The organism is Peptoniphilus sp. BV3AC2, assembly GCF_000478945.1.
Classification (GTDB): Bacteria; Bacillota; Clostridia; order Tissierellales; family Peptoniphilaceae; genus Peptoniphilus_B; species Peptoniphilus_B duerdenii.
In genome coordinates this window covers 15,912-34,607 of record NZ_AWXD01000007.1, presented here as the reverse complement: position 1 = coordinate 34,607, position 18,696 = coordinate 15,912, and the positions used below count along the sequence as shown (strand labels likewise).

Genomic DNA, 18,696 nt, shown 5'->3' with positions numbered 1-18,696 from the left:
TATGTTTAAAGATAAGATAAAAGAATCTTCCTTTTCTGTAATTCCCATAGTCTTAATTGTGTTGGCACTTTCATTTACAATTGTAGATTTAAGTACAAATGATTTAATAAGCTTTTTAATAGGAGCAGTTTTAATTATTTTCGGTCTGGCAATATTTTTATTCGGGGCTGAAATGGGCGTAGAAGAAATAGGTAACCATTTGGGAGTTTTTGTAGCAAATTTTAAAACACTCATATTAATAGTACTTGCGGGACTATTTTTAGGGTTTTTAATAACAGTTGCAGAACCGGATCTTATGATTTTAGGTTTTCAAATTCAAAATGTAACAAATGGCGCCCTTACAAAGAATTTAATAGTTCTATCTGTAAGCTCTGGAGTAGGTATTATGCTTGCTCTAGGTTTTTATAGAATATTAAAAGAAATTTCTATTGCAAAGACATTTACTTTTCTCTACGGAGCAATATTTATTCTTCTTATATTCACAATGGAAGAGTTCACGGGGATAGCTTTTGATGCATCAGGTGCAACCACGGGAGCTATGACCACTCCATTTATCCTCGCAATAGGACTTGGGGTATCGAAGATGAAGGGCTCTGAAAAATCTGCAGAAGATTCGTTTGGACTTCTCGGCATCTGTTCCGCTGGACCAATCTTTGCAGTAATAATGCTTGGACTTTTTACAGGGCATGTTGAAGGTGGAGAGATCACAGAAGTTGCCCACGCAACAGGTATTGCAAATTACATTGTAGAATTTAAACACGCTGCTAAAGATACTGCAATAGCCATCATTCCAGTTGCATTATTATTTTTAATAACAAATAAATTATTCTTTAAATTAAGAAAGAGAGAGTATAGAAGAATTTTAAAAGGACTTTTATATACTTTTATTGGACTTGTTCTTTTCATGGGTGGTGTTAACTCGGGATTTATGTCCGTTGCTAGACAGATAGGATCTTCTATCGCAGCAAATAATTATAAACTTCTACCTGTAATAGGTTTTGTACTAGGGATGGTAGTAGTGCTTGCAGAACCTGCAGTGTATATCCTTTCTCACCAAGTTGAAGATGTAACTGCTGGTAGTATTCCAAGGAAGATGATTGTAGTTGCACTTTCCATAGGAGTTGCCCTTGCAGTATGTCTATCCATGGTTAGGATTCTAAGTAGTAGCATAAAACTTTGGATGTTCTTGGTTCCAGGTTTTTCAATTGCAATGATTCTTTCATACTTAATTCCAAATATTTTCGTAGGTATTGGATTTGACTCTGGAGGAGTTGCCTCAGGTCCGATGACAGCCACATTTTTATTAGCATTTTCTCAAGGGGCTTCATCCATGATTGAAGGAGCAGATATATTGATAGATGGTTTTGGAATTATAGCCATGGTTGCCATGATGCCTATAATTTCTATTTCGATTTTGGGTTTATTATTTAAATTAAAATCCAAGAAGGAGGGTATTGATGCTTAATAACTATGTTTTTTATACAGCAATAATTAAAAATGGAGATGCTTCCAAATTACTACAAGAGGCTAAAAATATTGGAATAACTGGTGGAACGATTATGCTTACCACAACCTATAGCCAAAATAAAATCCTAACTACTCTTGGATTTAATGAAGAGAGAAATGAAGCACTTCTTATTATTCTTAACAAGGGATTGGAAAAACCGATTCATGAAATCTCAAAGAAGTTTTTCGAAAAGCACAAGGGTTATTGTTACACTTCTGATATAGAAATGTTAAAAGGAACGCATATAGAACTTAAAGAAGGAGAAGTTATGAATTCAAATTACAAAGCACTATTTGTCATAGTTGAAAGAGGAAATGGTGAAGATGTCATAGATATAGCAACGAAGAATGGAGCTAATGGAGCGACCATTTTCCACGGAAGAGGATCTGGAGTTCACGAAAAAAGTTCGCTATTTAATTTAATTATAGAACCGGAAAAAGAAATGGTAATGTCACTTGTTTTAGAGTCACAAGTGGAACCAATTACTAAAGCCATTGTAGAAGAAATGGAAATAGAAAAACCGGGAGCTGGAATTTTATTTACTCTTGATGTAAATAAAGTTACAGGACTTTTTGAAGGTTAAAAAAAGCGAAATAAGTTACTACAAAAGAGCGATTAAGACTGCCTGGCCAGCCGTTCTCGAAAGTTTCTTCATTGCTCTGACAGGACTTGTAGATACACTGATGGTATCGACATTAGGTACATCTGCAGTTTCTGCAGTAGGACTTACCACTCAACCAAAATTCATAGGACTTACCACATTCTTTTCAATCTGTGTTGCTGTGTCAGCGATAGTTGCGAGAAGGTACGGCGAAAAAAATAAGAAATCGGCCAACGAGACTCTATTAACCGCTCTTTTCGCATCAATAATACTATGTATCTTTATTACAGGACTAATCCTAAAATATAGCGACCCTATAATTAGGATTTCAGGAAGTAATGCGGACACACATCAAATTGCAAAAGAATATTTAGACATAGTCATGGGATTTTCAATCTTTAGTATAATCTCTATGACAATAAACGCTGCTCAGAGAGGATCAGGAAATACAAAGATAGCTTTTACTACGAATCTAGTTTCGAACTTAGTAAATGTTGTATTCAACTATCTTTTAATTGGTGGAAATTATGGCTTTCCAGCCCTTGGAGTAAAAGGTGCTGCCATTGCAACTGTTCTAGGAACGGTTGTGGCAATGATAATGAGCATAAGAAGTCTATTTGTGAAGAGTTCTTTTGTTAGAATTGACTATATAATTAAAAACAAAATAAAACCTACATTTAAAACTGCAAAATCAATTGCAAATTTTGGAATAAATATGTTTTTAGAAATGAATGCTATGAGGGTAGGTTTTCTTGCCACTTCACTTATAGCGGCGAGACTTGGTACCGATGCCTTCGCAGCTCACAATGTAGGGATGCAACTTCTATCAATTGGGTTTGCCTTTGCAGACGGTATGCAAGTAGCTGCAGTTGCCCTTGCAGGATCGTCACTTGGGGCAGGCAGAAAAGAAGATGCAAAACTATACGGACACATCTGTCAAAGAATAGGTTTTGGAATATCTGTTACACTTTCTTTGATACTACTTGTGTTTGGAAAGGAAATATTTAAATTATTCTTTACAGACGAAACTGTTCTTGAATACGGAGTATTAATTTCAAGATTTGTAACCATAATAGTTATGGCGCAGATTTCTCAAATAATTTATGCAGGATGCCTCCGCGCTGGTGGAGATGTAAAATATACATTATTCGCATCACTTATATCTGTAACATTTATAAGGACCATCGTCACCTATGTCCTTACAATTCCACTTAGTATGGGACTTATGGGCATATGGATAGGAGTTTTATCCGATCAAGCATCTAGATATGTATTTATGTCCACTAGATTTAAAAAAGGACAATGGGTAGAAATTAAAATTTGATAATCAGCTTATATTAACTTTTCGTTTACATCAATTTTAACAAGTGATATAATCGAGACTGGTATAATTTTAAATGAGGGCTTAAAGCCCTTTTTTTAACAACAAATGAGGGAGAAAGATGGATACAATTCATAAATTTTATCTAAATGATGCATATGTAGTACTAGATATTGCTAGTGGTTCAGTGCATCTTGTAGAAGAAGTAGTTTATACGATTATAGATGATGTAAAGAATTTAACTGAAGAAGAAATAATAAAGAAATATTCAGATAAATTTAAAAGAGAAGATATTGTTACAGCTCTAAATGAAATAAAAGAGCTTGAAAAAGAGGGAATGCTTTTTACAGAAGATCCTAGACTTATGAAGGCAGTATACAATCCGCAAAATATTATAAAAGCTATGTGCCTTCACGTGTCCCATGACTGCAACCTTAGATGCAAGTACTGTTTCGCAAGCCAAGGGGACTTCCATGGGGAAAGACTTCTAATGGATTTAGAAACTGGAAAGGCAGCCATAGATTTTCTACTAGAAAATTCTGGGAATAGAAGAAACTTAGAAGTGGACTTCTTCGGTGGAGAGCCGCTTATGAATTTCAATCTTGTAAAAAAACTTGTAGAATATGGTGACGAAAGACAAAAAGAATATGGCAAGAATTTCAGATGGACTCTAACCACAAATGGCATGCTTTTAAACGACGAAATAAATGAATTCTTAAACGAACACATGTCAAACGTGGTTCTATCAATCGACGGAAGAAAAAAAATAAATGACGATATGAGACCAACTATAAATGGAAAGGGATCATATGACATAATCGTGCCTAAGTTTAAAAAGCTAATCGAAGGTAGAGGGGACAAGGACTACTATATCAGAGGAACATTTACAAATAAAAACTTGGATTTCGGTGAAGATTTGAAAGATTTCTACGAACAAGGATTTATGAAGACTTCTATTGAACCAGTAGTAACAGATCCAAAAGAAGATTACGCAATAAGAGAAGAACACTTGGATAAAATTCTAGAAGAATATGAAAAGATGAGCAAGTACTACCTAGAAGTTAGAAAGATGAACAAAGATTTTCTATTCTTCCACTACATGATTGATTTAACCCAAGGACCTTGTGTAATTAAAAGAACAGTAGGATGTGGAGCAGGATCAGAATATATTGCAGTAACACCTACAGGAGATATCTATCCATGTCACCAATTCGTTGGGGAAGAAGAATTCTTAATGGGAAATGTAAAAACAGGAATTAAGAATGAAAAATTAAGAAATGAATTTAAAAGTTCAAATGTATTTACAAAAGAAAAATGCTATTCATGTTGGGCGAGATACTATTGTTCTGGAGGATGCCACGCAAATAACTACTATTCAAACGGAACAATCAAAGAACCATATGAAATTCTCTGCGAAATGGAAAAGAAGAGAATCGAGTGTGCAATATCTGTACTAGCAAATGAAATGAACGAATAATCAAGAGGCGAAAGCCTCTTTTTTTTTATGCAAAAATTTAAAATCAACATTTTGTGCTTTACGTATGGTAATTAAAGAAAATAAATATTACTGCACATAAAAAATTATTTAAGATAATGAAAAAAATCTTATATAAATTTTATACTTTTTAAATTTTTACTGAAATTGATTTGAGGGTAACCATGATTAATTTTTCCTCAAAGGCTGATAAAAACTAGTTTTAAAGTTTAAAATATTGTAATTTTTGCCAGAAAGTTAACCCTGATTAACAAAAATAAATTTTAAAATAAATTGATAAGTCTTATCTTTTTATCTAAAATAGTGATAAACGCTATCATTTTAGTGTTATATATTTTAAAGGAGGAAAAATAAATGAAGAGACATTTGGCGTTACTATTAGCGTTTTGTCTGTTAATTACATCAATTCCATTTAGGAATACTTATGCAAATGGACAAAAAGAAGTACCCCAAGGAATTGATTTTGATTTTTCTTCAGGAGACTTAGAGATAAAATTTGAAAATAATGAGCCTACTGAGGAACAAGAACAATGGATGGAAAATATAAATTCCATAAAATTAAACAAACAATATTACTATAAAGAAGGCACCACTACTGGCGAAGCAAATTACAAATTTCGAACAGAAGATGGAAAGGTCATTATTGAGAACCATGTACTAGTTTTAAAGAACAATCCTATTGAGATTGTATCTAATGGCTATAAACTTTATAGAGGAAGTATCCAAAATAATAAAATTGAAAAAATGGCTGATGGATTAACAATCACAGCTATTGTAAAAGGTACATCCTCAACAGACCCTAAAGGAACATATGTAGGTGTGAGTTTATCATACGAATACAATACTCTTGATGGAGGAGCATTAAATTACTTATTAAAAAACAATGTTGAAAGGGTAGTAATCGACGGAAAGATTCTAAACCGCATAGGAAGCGACAATTATCCAAACCTTCTCTGGTATAACGGAATTTTTTGCACCTGGGATAAAATAAAAGATGCAAAGGCCATTGTTGACAACTTCGACAATAAACCAGCCCACGAATTTAAAATCATTATGAAGGACGGGTCGGAAGTTGTAAAGACGGAAGATGGTTATGTCAATGAAACCAATGAGCCAGCTCCCAATGCAAAACTCACCCAAGAAAATACAGGTGGAATGGCAAAGGGTTTAGAAATAACAGGTGTAGGAACGCCAGAAAAACTAGGCAATGCTCTTGAAATTTCCAGCGATACGCCTCAAGAAGAATGGTATAACAAATACTTCTTAAATATTCGTTACATTCTTGTAGACGATAATCAAGGAAATGATTTAAGACAAGGTTTTACAAATTTATTTATCGATGCAAAAAAAGATACGAGAGATTTAACTTTATTCAATGGAAAACTCGAATTTGCGATGACAGGACTTAAGTTATTAGACAACAAGGCTCACAAAATCGAAATTGGATTTAAAGATGGCAATAAAATAATCTACACTCAAGCTGGTTATGTAGCTCCAAAGGAAATTAAATTCGATGTTAAAAAATATATCTCCGACCAAGACAAAAAACAAGAGCCGGAAACGGGCAATGAAAATACCCTGGCTAAGCGTTTCCAAATCGACCATATCGGTTTCACTAAAAATTGGAAAAAGGAATACGACTACAGCTCGCCTAAAATTTTCTTTAAAAACTTACCACCTAAATCTGATTCAGCAGAAAGCGTGGCGTTGGAAGAAGCAATGAAGGACGCCAGCTTCAAAGTGAATAATGGCACGCCTATAACTAACGTTCAAGGTTATATCACGCGCGGCTTAACTGAATGTTTTGAAGCTTATTCTACCAGTGAATATGGTGGACCAGCTTTAGGAGAGGCGTTAAAAAATGCAGGAGAAGATCCTCATATTGTGGTCACCTTCTCCGACGGCTCCGTATGGGATAACAAACCTGGCGAAAGCGGACACGAAACTCCGGCACCTGAAACCGGCAAGAAGGATGAGTATACAATTGAAGATATTATTTTTAGCATCAATGGATCCTCTCCACAATTTGAATTAGTTTTCAGCTCTCCTCAAAAAGCAAAAGAAGTTGGAAATGAAATAAATAAAATTAAGATAAACGGAGTAGAATTCGATAAATCTACCTTCGGATACAGCATGGTTACAGACCACTACATCTCAAATGCAGAAGAAATTGGAAAGGCACTTTATGGGAAAAGTGAAATCAAGGTAGAAATCACATATAGCGACGATACGATTGCTACAAAAACTGTAAACATAAAACCGGTAGAAGATCCAAACGCTTCAAAACCTCAACCAGAATCTCCTAAGCTTATTACAAAAGTAGATAATGCAACAGGAGTAAAGGCTGAATACATGTCCGATGTATTTAAAGAGGGAACTGAATTTAAAGTAGAAAAAATCGGAAAAGATAAGTTTTTTGAAATCTACAAAAATGCTCCAAAAGAAATAAAAGATGCGGACAACTTCACTGCATATAAAGTTTCTTTTGTAAATAATGGCATAGATCAAAGAACTATTAAAAATGTAAAACTAATATTTCCTGTAGGTGATCATGAAAAATCAAGTCTGGCACTATACCAAGCTTATTCATATGAAGATGATGATGATCAAATCCAAACAGGTGCTGATAAAATTACACCTACAATTGAAGATAATGAAGTTAAATGCGACACAAATACATTTACAACCTATGCAATTATAAGCGATAAGTTGGAAACAAGAACCGATAGCGCAACTACAGTTAAGGCTGAATTTCCTGCAAAAGCTTTTAAAGAAAACACAGAAATGAAAGTTTCAGCAGTTGAAAAAGATACATTTGTAAATGAAAATGAAGCTGTAAAAGATGTTACATCAAAAGCTAAAAATATAACTGTTTATGATATAAGCTTTATATCAGAAAATGAAAAACAACAACCTACTTGCAAAGTAAAAATAACATTGCCTCTAGGAAATCACGAAAAAGATTCGCTAAAGGTTTATCATTATGACAAAGACGGCACATCTGCTCCTGAACTTGTACAAGGAGTGAAGGTTGATGGTGAAAAAATTGTCTTTGAAGTGGATAAGTTTAGCTACTACTTTGTAACTTCTGGAGTAAAAGAAATAGAAGATACAAGAAAACTAAATGAACGCTTTGTAATTAAAGAAGTTAAGTATGAAGAAACAAGTTATGGAACTAAATCTTTAAAGATTAGTTTAAAAAATGTTAAATCCAATGACGTTGAAGAACAAAAAGCTCTTGCGAAAGCAATTAAAGAAGCTAAGTTTTTCGTAAACGGTGGAGAAGCTATTGAAAATGTATGCGGTTATTGGACTAGATCTACTGATAACTTTGAAGTTAACACCTATGAAGGAAATGGGGAACAGTTAATAAATGCAATTAAAAATGCAGGCGAAAATCCCCATATAAAAGTCATCTTCTCCGATGGAAGTGAATGGGAAAACAGAAAGGTAGATGAAGCACCTGCCAAGACAGATAATTTTGATTTGAATGATAAACTTCCAGAAGGAAAATATACTATTTACTTCACACCAACTAGAGAAGGACAAAATGAAGAATTCGAGATGATCTCAGGTTTCTTTGGAAATCGTGGTTTATTAGAAGTTAAAGATGGCAAGATGTTTTTATCTCTAAAAGCAAAATCAAATGAAAATAATATGTTAGATTTAGCTATGAAGTTAGGTGATGAATTTAAATCAGGCTCAAGAAATAAAGAAGGCTTACAAGATGGTCAAGCAATATTTACTTTTGAAGTTAAAGATTTAGACAAAGTTCAAAAGATTGCAGTTCTAGTAGATATCATGGGCGGCAAGAGAGATCAAATCAGTCAATTTGATAATTATAGCAAGGCCGACATACACTTCAAAGCTCCAATCAAAAAAGGGTTTGAAGGATATGAAGATGCTAAGGATCCAGAAGCAGAAAAAAAGAAAAATTTAGACAACTTAACTCTTAAACTTCTAGCAGCTGGAGTTAAGGATTTAAATAATGATGGTAAATTATCACCTGAAGAATTAAGTAAAGCGACAGGTCGTCTAGATCTTTCCGGAGAAAAAATTGCGAAAACACCAGATATTTCAATGCTAAAAGATCTTGGATCTGGAGTAACTGGAATTGAACTTTCAAGTAATGATATTACAGAAATACCTGCAGGACTATTTGATAAGATGACAAGTATCACCCATATTAATATTTATGGAAATAAACTTGAAACTCTTCCTAAGGGAATTTTTGATAAGAACGAAAATCTTTCAACCTTATGGATGTCTGGAAATAAATTAAAAGATTTAGATCCACAATTACTGAAAAATAACAAGAACTTGAAAGAAATAGATATTGCTAATAATGGCATTGAAAAATTGCCAGAAGGATTTTTAAGAAATGCAACTAAGCTAGAAAGTATCTTCCTATACGAAAATAAACTTACAAGTCTGGATGGAGTAATGCCTGAAACAGCTAAACGTTTGAAGAAAATTGTCATTAATAAGAATGAGATTAATGCACTTCCGGATGTCTTTGCAAATTATAGACAATTGGAAGAAATTACTGCAAACAATAACAAGCTTAAAACTCTTCCTAATAGCTTTGATAAATTGGAAGGTTTAACAACATTGGATGTTGCAAATAACGAAATTGAATCCTTGCCAGAAAGTCTATGGTTAAGACTTGCAGAAAATGCTAATAAATTCCCGACTAAGTATCCTAACTTAATCGTAAAGGGAAATCTTTTGAAGGAAGTACCTTTCGCAAAAATAGCAGAAAAAGCTAGCGGTCAAAGGGTAAGATTTAACAAGTTTGATGTATCTTGTAACTACTTAAAACCAACTTTGACAGATGATGAATTGGAAATCATTAAGAAAGCGGGGGTTACTATTAAAGATACTCATGACAACTATTACCAACCACAAAGAAGTGCAATAAATGCTCAAGCAAACTATACAGATGGAAAAGTAAAAGTAAGTCAAGAATTAGATATGCTTCAACTATTCTACTGGAACATAGGAGATATTAACGATTGGAAATTCTTTAAGAATCCTAACGAATTTAAAGAATTTGTAAAAAGCAAAATTTACAATAAATATAAAGTTCGTACTGGAAACGACCAACTTGGAATAGCGCAAGTCTTAGATAAAGATGGTTGGGATTGGAAGATTCAAAATATTATTGAAAAAGTTGAATCTAATAAAAAAACAGTGGTCCATGAAGAATTCATAAAGAATGAAGGACACAACGGCATATTATCTGAGATAGATCCTTTAGATAGTTTGAATATGGAAATCAATGTGGCACTTGATCCTAATGCAAACTATAGATTGACTCGTCGTTTGATGTTATCAAAGAATAATTTTGAAACTACATTTAGTTACTTTGTAGACTTCAAAACTCCAGAAAAGAAAGTTGTACCACAAGAAGACACTGAACTTAAAGAAGCAAAAGAAGCTCTTCAAAAGGCAGTTATAGCAGCAGAAGCAAGACTAAAAGATGGCAAAGAATATACAGCTGAAACTAAAAAAGCGGTATTAGAAAAAATACAATCCGCTAAAGAAGTCTTGAATGGAAAGGACAAAGATGCAATTAAAAATGCACAAAAAGCATTAGAAGAAGCAGTAAATAAACTTGAAGAAAAAAAGTTGTACCACAAGAGGACACTGAACTTAAAGAAGCAAAAGAAGCTCTTCAAAAAGCAGTTAAATCAGCAGAAGCAAGACTAACTGACGGAAAAAATATACTGAAGAAACTAAAAAACGGTATTAGAAAAATACAATACAGCTAAAGAAGTCTTGAATGGAAAGGACAAAGATGCAATTAAAAATGCACAAAAAGACACTAGAAGAAGCAGTAAATAAACTTGAAGAAAAGAAAGTTGTACCACAAGAAGACACTGAACTTAAAGAAGCAAAAGAAGGTCTTCAAAAAGCAGTTAAATCAGCAGAAGCAAGACTAAATGACGGCAAAGAATACACTGCTGAAACTAAAAAAACGGTATTAGAAAAAATACAATTAGCTAAAGAAGTCTTGAATGGAAACGACAAAGATGCAATTAAAAATGTACAAAAAGCACTTGAAAATGCAGTTAATGGACTTAAGGAAGAGGTTGCTAAACCAGAGCCAAGCCCTGCACCAACACCAAGTCCAGCACCAACACCAAGTCCAGTACCAAAATCTGAACCAAGCAGACCTTCATATATTTGGAACACATATACAAATATTGGTAGAAGTAATAATACTTCAACTAAACCAATAGAAAAGAAAGAAGAAAAAGTAAACTCTGTGCAAAAGTTCACAGTAAATGTTCCGAAGGAAGCTTTTGTTAAAGGTTATCCAGATGGTAGTTTCAGACCAGATCAAAAAGTTGTTCGTGCTGAAATAGCAACTATGCTTGCTCAATTTGTAAAAGTTAATGACAGTTTAGTAAATAGATTTAACGACATAAAAACTAGCGATTGGTATTTCGATAGTTTCAAAACTCTTGTTAACGCAGGAATAATTACAGGTTATGGAGACGATAACTATCGTCCAAATGAAGGTGTAACTAGAGCACAAGCAGTTACCATGATTGCAAAATTAAAAGGACTTACACCAAAGGTAGGAAATTTTAAAGATGTGAAAGCAAATGAATGGTACGCAGGTTATGCAGGTGCAGCTAAGGAAGCGGGCATTGTAGTTGGTTATAGTGACGGAACTTTCGGCGGAGATAAAATAGTAACTCGTGCTGAAATTATAGCAATGATAAACCGCGCCTTTGATATTCCTTCAAAAGAATCTAGAAAAGTTTTCAGTGACTTGCCAGAAAATCACTGGGCTTACAAGGATATTCAAAAGGCAGCTAATTGATTGAGAAAGAGAGGATGCTCATAAAATGAGTAGAGAAATTAAATTTAAAAGATCGATTCTTCCTGTAGTTTTAAGTATTCTTTTACTTTTTTCAGGAATTATTGATCAAGGCTTTGCAGCCGCTCCAAATGGGGCGGCGAAAGCTGCTTCAAGTGATGTTAAAGATCCATCTGAAGTAATTACACTTCTTGTAGCTCTAAAAGAAAGAAAACAAGAAAAAAGAACAGGGATTAAATCAGTAGAGGCAAAAGAATTAACAACACAAGAAAAAATACATGAGAAAGTTTTATATGCTCGTGCAGCTCGTGAAACTTTTTATGAATCCTTAAAAAAATTAGGAATTAATTACAAAGTAGTAGAAACCTACGACGTGGCATACGTTGGACTTGCCATGGAAGTAGAACGCCAATATATAGATACCATTAAAAATATGGAAGATGTTGAATCTGTAGAAATATCTCAAATTTTCAAGGCCCCTAAAAAACCAATCATGCCTCGTTCAACCTACACTACAATGGATGCATCTTCCAATAAAATGGTAGAAGCAACCAAGGCATGGGAAAAAAATTATGCTGGAAAGGGGAGCGTGATTGCTGTTATTGACTCAGGATTAGATCCATATCATGAATGCATGAAGTTAACAGATAGCAATAGCGGAAAATTTAAAAGTGAATCAGAAGTTAAGAAACTAATAGATGATTTAGATATTGCAAGAGGACAATATTTCAATTCAAAGGTTCCATTTGGTTATAACTATGCGAATAAATCAACTTCTATAAAAGAATTTGATCCAATGAGTCATGGTATGCACGTGTCAGGGATTGTAGCTGGTAATAGTAAAAAGATACAAGGTGTTGCACCTGAGGCACAAATTGTGTTTATGCGTGTATTTGGTGGCGGTATGTTCGGAAATGGAACATCAGCAGAAATATACACAAAGGCAATTGATGATGCGATTAAACTTGGTGTAGATTCTATGAATATAAGTATAGGATCTCCGGCAGGTACAGAAGACTATGTATTTCCAAATACAGTAACTGCACTTGAAAATGCAAAACAAGCGGGAATTCTAGTTGCTATTGCAGCTGGAAATAACGGATTTTTTGGCTATTCACCAGGTTTAAATGAAAAACCTAAAGCAGAAAACCCTGATATAGGTATGTTGGCAGACCCATCTGTAAGTCCCAATTCTCTTTCTGTAGCATCTATTCAAAATATGGAAGTTGCTAAGAAGGGAATACAAATTGATGGAGACGATAGAATTTTAAGTTTCCAGCCTACAGCCAATGCAAAAGTTACAGATCAATGGGTAAGTTTAAAAGACTGCGGTTATGGTAGAAAACAAGATTTTACTGAAGATGGAAATGATTCAACCTACGCCCTAATAGAACGTGGAGAACCAGGACCTATTAGTGGAGATCCACTATCTTTTTCAGAAAAGATAAATAATGCTAAAGCTAGAGGATATGCTGGTGTTATTATTTATGACAATGAACCTAATATGCCACTTATTCAAGTGGAAGCACCGGGAACAACTATCCCATGTGCATTTGTAAATAGAGAAGACGGTCTTTACTTAAAGGGTAGAATAAATTGCAAAGTTCGTTTCAATGACGAATTTGTCTTTGGTAAAAGTGAAAATGGCGGACAACCTTCAGAGTTTTCTTCTTGGGGATTAACACCAAATGGAAATTTAAAACCGGATATTGCTGCTCCTGGTGGAGGAATTTTATCTGCATTAAATGACAACCAATATGGTGTAATGGATGGTACTTCGATGGCGGCACCACATGTTGCAGCTGGTGTTGCTTTAGTAAAAAATCGTGTGGAAAAAGATTATCCAAGCTACGATGGAGAAGCAAAATATAATTTAATTAAAAAACTTTTAATGTCTACAGCAGAACCTTATAAATATGAAGATTCAGGTGCCTATGCATCTCCTCGTCAACAAGGTTCTGGTCTAATGAAAGTGGACAGGGCTATAAAAGCAACTGCCTATATAGAAGGTTCAAACGGATTAACCTCTATCAATTTAGGAAAATCATTAAGCGGAGATAAAGTTACAGTAAATTTCAAAATCGTAAACCTTGGAAATGATACCAAGACCTATGAATGTTATGGTGTTTTAAATACAGATAAAGTCGAAGGTGGAAAGATTATTTTAAAACCTTCAAAAATTTCTGAAAGTGAGCCACAAAACATAGTAGTAGGACCAAATGGAACTAAGGATGTAACTATAGAACTTCCTATCACAGATAAAGCTAAATTAGAAGAAGCTATGAAAAATGGATTTTTCTTAGAAGGCTTCGTATTCTGTAAAGAAAATGGTGGAGTTAATTTATCAGCACCATTTGTAGGATTTTATGGATCTTTTGACAAACTAGAAGTAGCAGAAAAATCTCTCTATGATTTAGTAAAAGAAGGTAAGAGATCATACTACTACAACATGGGCAAAGATGACGATTATTATGGCACAAATATTGGTGGAGAAATCGAAAAGAATTTGATAGTTCTTGGAACACAAGCAGATTCAACAAAGGCAAATCCACATTTCGATAAAAATAAAATTGCATTCTCACCAAATGGTGACGGCAGATGTGATAAGGCTATATTTATGGCAACTTTTTTAAGAAACTTTGGTGGAGTTGAACTAACTATTGTAAATGAAGCTGGAGATAAAGTTTACTACAGCAACAATCCAGAAGACCATGGAGTGAAGAACTTCTTTGTGGATCCTAGAATGGGAAATATGTTTGCAGAAAATATGATGACCACTAAACCACATTGGCAATGGAATGGTAATGATTTAAATAGCAAACCTCTTCCAGATGGAAACTATAAAATGACAGTAAAAGTTGCTGCTGCAGGCAAAAAAATCGGTGACGATAGCCAATTATTAGAGTTTCCAATCATTATGGATAGAGTTTATCCAAGGGTTACAAAAGCTTACTTTAGTGAAGATAAGAAGACCTACACCATTGAATCTATTGAAGAAAATGGATCAGGCATTTTATCTGTTCTACTTAAAAAAGGTAAGGAAACCATTAAACCACAAATACTTGATGGAAAGTATGTCTTTGATATAAAGGATATTAATCTTAAAGATTATGAGGTTGAAATTAATGACCAAGCTCGTAATGATATAAAATATCCATTGGAAAAGGGTGTTCGTACAGGCAGTGAAAGAGGTGTGAGAATCAAAGCTCTTGCAGGTAATGATACAGTTCCAAGTGAAGCATATGATTTTACCATTCAAACACTAGATGGGCACATAGTAGATCCAAACAACTTAACTCCAGGAAAATATAATTTGGTTATTAATTTAAAAGATGGTAACTACAAATTAATAGGAGATAGAGTAAGAGAGTTTGAAATAAAAAATGAAGATACAGTAAAAGAGCTAGAAGTTAGATTTGAAACTGTAGAAACCACAGATGTTTTTATAAGTGTAAACAATGTTTACAGTACCAATGCTACCCTTGTAATTAAAAACAAAGATGTGGAAGGTCAAGAGTTTATTGTAGATGCTAAGAAGCCTGGACAGGTATTAGTTAAATTACCAAAGGGAAACTATACCATTGAAATAAAAGGCATTGAAGATGGCTACTATGCATTAGTTGAAGATGGAGAAGATTTTACTGTTGGGGCTTCAAGTATGGTGACAAAACAAATAAAAATTGATAAGATTTTATCCAAAGATATAACAGTAAAGCTGAATAGAAAAGGATATAACGGTAGACTTCGTCTAAAACTTACGGGTTTAGATGTAGACAGAACTACACAATATATAGATTTCGAACCTGGACAAAATGAAAAGAAAGTTAATATAAAATTTATTCCTTCAAACATAGAACTTCTAGATATGGAAGACGGTTATTTTGGACTTGCAGAAAGATATAAAAAATGGAAAGCTAATCGCAATGCAACAGCTATGAGTGTGACCTTAACTAAACTTGATCATATAGATCCAAATTATATAGACAAGAATAAACTTCGTGAATTAGTTGCAAAGGCTCGTGAAGCTTTAGAAAACAAATCTCTATACGAAACAGAAAGTGAAGAAGATCAACGTAACTGGAGATATATAGATATTTACTTGCCTATGGCAGAGCAAACTCTACTAAATGAAAAGGCAACTCAAGATGACGTAGATAAGGTTTGTAACAACTTAAATGAAGGATTGAGTAAACTTCGCAAAAAAGGTGAATCTAAATATGACTTCTCTGAGTTAAAAGAAGCCATATCACGTGCAGAAGCTTTAAATGCAGATGATTATACCGAAGATACTTGGAAAGAAGTAAGTGATGCCTTAAAAAAAGCCAAAGAAATACTCAATAAGCCTGACAATGAAATAAATCAAGACTTAATAGATATCAGAAAAGATGATTTGAATTTTGCTATTGATGATTTGAAGAGAAAAGATAATAAACCTTTAGTAGATAAGAAGGCTTTACAAGATGCGATAGATAAATTTGAAAAAGTAAATTATAATAAGGATGATTATACTCAAAAAACTTATCATCGTTTAGAGCTTGCAGTAGATACAGCTCGTGAAATTTTGGAACTTACATTCCCTTCACAAGATTCTGTAAATAAAGCAGCAAAAGAATTAAACGAAGCTATGGAAAATCTTGAATTTACTGAGAAAAAATTAATACAAGATGAACGTGAAGCTTTGAAATTAGAAATTGCAGAAGCTCTTAAATTACAAGAAGAGGATTACACAGTTGAAAGCTGGCATACATTCCAAGAATTCTTAAAAAGAGCTCAAGAAATTGCAAATGATGAAAATTCAAGTCTAGGTACACTACAATATGGAAGAAGACAGCTAAAAGAAACCGTTGGAAATTTAGAAAAGCGATTAGAAGAAGCGCCTACTAAAACGGAAGAATTCGAACTTTCTTTCAAAGCTCTTCATGCATCTAAAGAACAGGAATCAATGGCAGCTGGAGTATTTAAGTCTCCTGCAAAAGTGATTAAGAAAACATTTAAAAATGGCAGAGTACATTATGATGTAGTTCTTTATTGTCAGGTATTAAGATTTGGCAGCACAGAAGGTCATCTAAAAGATATCTTGTATGCTAGTTCTGATGAAGCCGGACTTATAGATACAATGCCACTTATTGACAAAGTTTATGATAATAATGGCGATTTAACCTCTATTACCATTAGCATGGGTAATGAAATAATACCAGAACATTTTATTAAAGTGGAATATCTAATTGGAACTACACCAGGAGCCCACAGAGATCCTATGCGTTTAAGGTATGACATTAGTAAAATGAAACCAATAGGAGAGTCTGAAGAAGATACTAAACTAAAAGAAGCAAAAGAAGCAGCCAAAGAAACCATCGGCAACTTAGAAAACCTAAGCAACGAAGAAAAAGCACCATTTATAAAACGAGTAGATAATGCAACAGACAAAGCTGGAGTAGAAAGTGCTGTAGCAGCTGCAAAAGCAAAAGATACAGACAATAAAGCAGCAAAAGACGAAAAAGAAAATTAGCAAAAGAATTAAAAGAACAAAAGAAGCAGCCAAAGAAACCATCGGCAACTTAGAAAACCTAAGCAACGAAGAAAAAGCACCATTTATAAAACGAGTAGATAATGCAACAGACAAAGCTGGAGTAGAAAGTGCTGTAGCAGCTGCAAAAGCAAAAGATACAGACAATAAAGCAGCAAAAGACGAAAAAGAAAAACTAGCAAAAGAACTAAAAGCAGCAAAAGATGCTTTAACGAAAGCCATTAAAGCTGCAGAAGCAAGACTAACTGACGGCAAAGAATACACTGCTGACAGCAAAAAAGCCGTAGAAGAAAAAATAAGATCAGCTAAAGAAGTCTTGGACGGAAAGGACAAAACTGCCATTAAAAATGCACAAAAAGAACTAGAAGAAGCAGTAAATAAACTTGAAGAAAAGAAAGTTGTACCACAAGAAGACACTGAACTTAAAGAAGCAAAAGAAGCTCTTCAAAAAGCAGTTAAATCAGCAGAAGCAAGACTAACTGACGGCAAAGAATACACTGCTGACAGCAAAAAAGCTGTAGAAGAAAAAATAAAATCAGCTAAAGAAGTCTTGAATGGAAACGACAAAGATGCCATTAAAAATGCGCAAAAAGCACTAGAAAATGCAGTTAATGGACTTAAGGAAGAGGTTGCTAAACCAGAGCCAAGTCCAGCACCAAAACCAAGTCCAGTACCAACACCAAGTCCAGCTCCAAAATCTGAACCAAATAGACCTTCCTATATATGGAACACATATACAAATATTGGTAGAAGTAATAATACTTCAACTAAACCAATAGAAAAGAAAGAAGAAAAAGTAAACTCTGTGCAAAAGTTCACAGTAAATGTTCCGAAGGAAGCTTTTGTTAAAGGTTATCCAGATGGTAGTTTCAGACCAGATCAAAAAGTTGTTCGTGCTGAAATAGCAACTATGCTAGCTAAATTTGTAAAAGTTAATGACAGTTTAGTAAATAGATTTAACGACATAAAAACTAGCGATTGGTATTTCGATAGTTTCAAAACTCTAGTTAACGCAGGAATAATTACAGGTTATGGAGACGATAACTATCGTCCAAATGAAGGTGTAACTAGAGCACAAGCAGTTACCATGATTGCAAAATTAAAAGGACTTACACCAAAGGTAGGAAATTTTAAAGATGTGAAAGCAAATGAATGGTACGCAGGTTATGCAGGTGCAGCTAAGGAAGCGGGCATTGTAGTTGGTTATAGTGACGGAACTTTCGGCGGAGATAAAATAGTAACTCGTGCTGAAATTATAGCAATGATAAACCGCGCTTTTGATATTCCTACAAAAGAATCTAGAAAAGTTTTCGGTGACTTACCAGAAAATCACTGGGCTTACAAGGATATTCAAAAGGCAGCTAATTAAAATCTAAAGGAATGGGTTAATGCTCATTCCTTTTTTTATTGCAG

Annotated in this window: 8 protein-coding genes; all 8 read left to right on the top strand. The window is 34.0% G+C overall.

All coding sequences use genetic code 11. The features are described 5' to 3' along the window. The first annotated feature begins 1 nt into the window (after window position 1). The 8 genes from HMPREF1252_RS00880 to HMPREF1252_RS00845 all read left to right on the top strand — a co-directional run bounded on the left by HMPREF1252_RS00880 (window position 2) and on the right by HMPREF1252_RS00845 (window position 18,652). A complete protein-coding gene (locus HMPREF1252_RS00880; protein ID WP_023059020.1) occupies window positions 2-1,465 on the top strand; it encodes a DUF1538 domain-containing protein in 1,464 nt (487 codons plus the stop codon). Beyond that, a complete protein-coding gene (locus HMPREF1252_RS00875; RefSeq protein ID WP_023059093.1) occupies window positions 1,458-2,090 on the top strand; it encodes a P-II family nitrogen regulator in 633 nt (210 codons plus the stop codon). The genes HMPREF1252_RS00880 and HMPREF1252_RS00875 overlap by 8 nt, the downstream gene beginning before the upstream one ends. Then, window positions 2,080-3,432 carry an MATE family efflux transporter gene (locus HMPREF1252_RS00870; RefSeq protein WP_023058997.1) on the top strand — a complete coding sequence of 451 codons (1,353 nt, stop codon included), beginning with the start codon at window positions 2,080-2,082 and terminating at the stop codon, window positions 3,430-3,432. Before HMPREF1252_RS00875 ends, HMPREF1252_RS00870 begins: the two co-directional genes overlap by 11 nt. Window positions 3,433-3,550: 118 nt before the next feature. After that, window positions 3,551-4,906 (top strand): thioether cross-link-forming SCIFF peptide maturase, encoded by a 1,356-nt coding sequence (gene scfB, locus HMPREF1252_RS00865; RefSeq protein ID WP_023059009.1) that lies wholly within the window; start codon window positions 3,551-3,553, stop codon window positions 4,904-4,906. A gap of 372 nt (window positions 4,907-5,278) precedes the next feature. Further along, window positions 5,279-10,636, top strand: a complete 5,358-nt coding sequence (locus HMPREF1252_RS00860; protein ID WP_023059011.1) for a leucine-rich repeat domain-containing protein — start codon at window positions 5,279-5,281, stop codon at window positions 10,634-10,636. A 73-nt stretch (window positions 10,637-10,709) separates the two neighbouring features. Then, window positions 10,710-11,759 (top strand): S-layer homology domain-containing protein, encoded by a 1,050-nt coding sequence (locus HMPREF1252_RS00855; RefSeq protein ID WP_023059121.1) that lies wholly within the window; start codon window positions 10,710-10,712, stop codon window positions 11,757-11,759. A 25-nt stretch (window positions 11,760-11,784) separates the two neighbouring features. Beyond that, window positions 11,785-17,265 carry a S8 family serine peptidase gene (locus tag HMPREF1252_RS00850; protein ID WP_023058979.1) on the top strand — a complete coding sequence of 1,827 codons (5,481 nt, stop codon included), beginning with the start codon at window positions 11,785-11,787 and terminating at the stop codon, window positions 17,263-17,265. After that, window positions 17,210-18,652, top strand: coding sequence for an S-layer homology domain-containing protein (locus HMPREF1252_RS00845; protein WP_369756116.1), 1,443 nt, complete (start codon window positions 17,210-17,212; stop codon window positions 18,650-18,652). Before HMPREF1252_RS00850 ends, HMPREF1252_RS00845 begins: the two co-directional genes overlap by 56 nt. The last annotated feature ends 44 nt before the right edge of the window (window positions 18,653-18,696 follow it).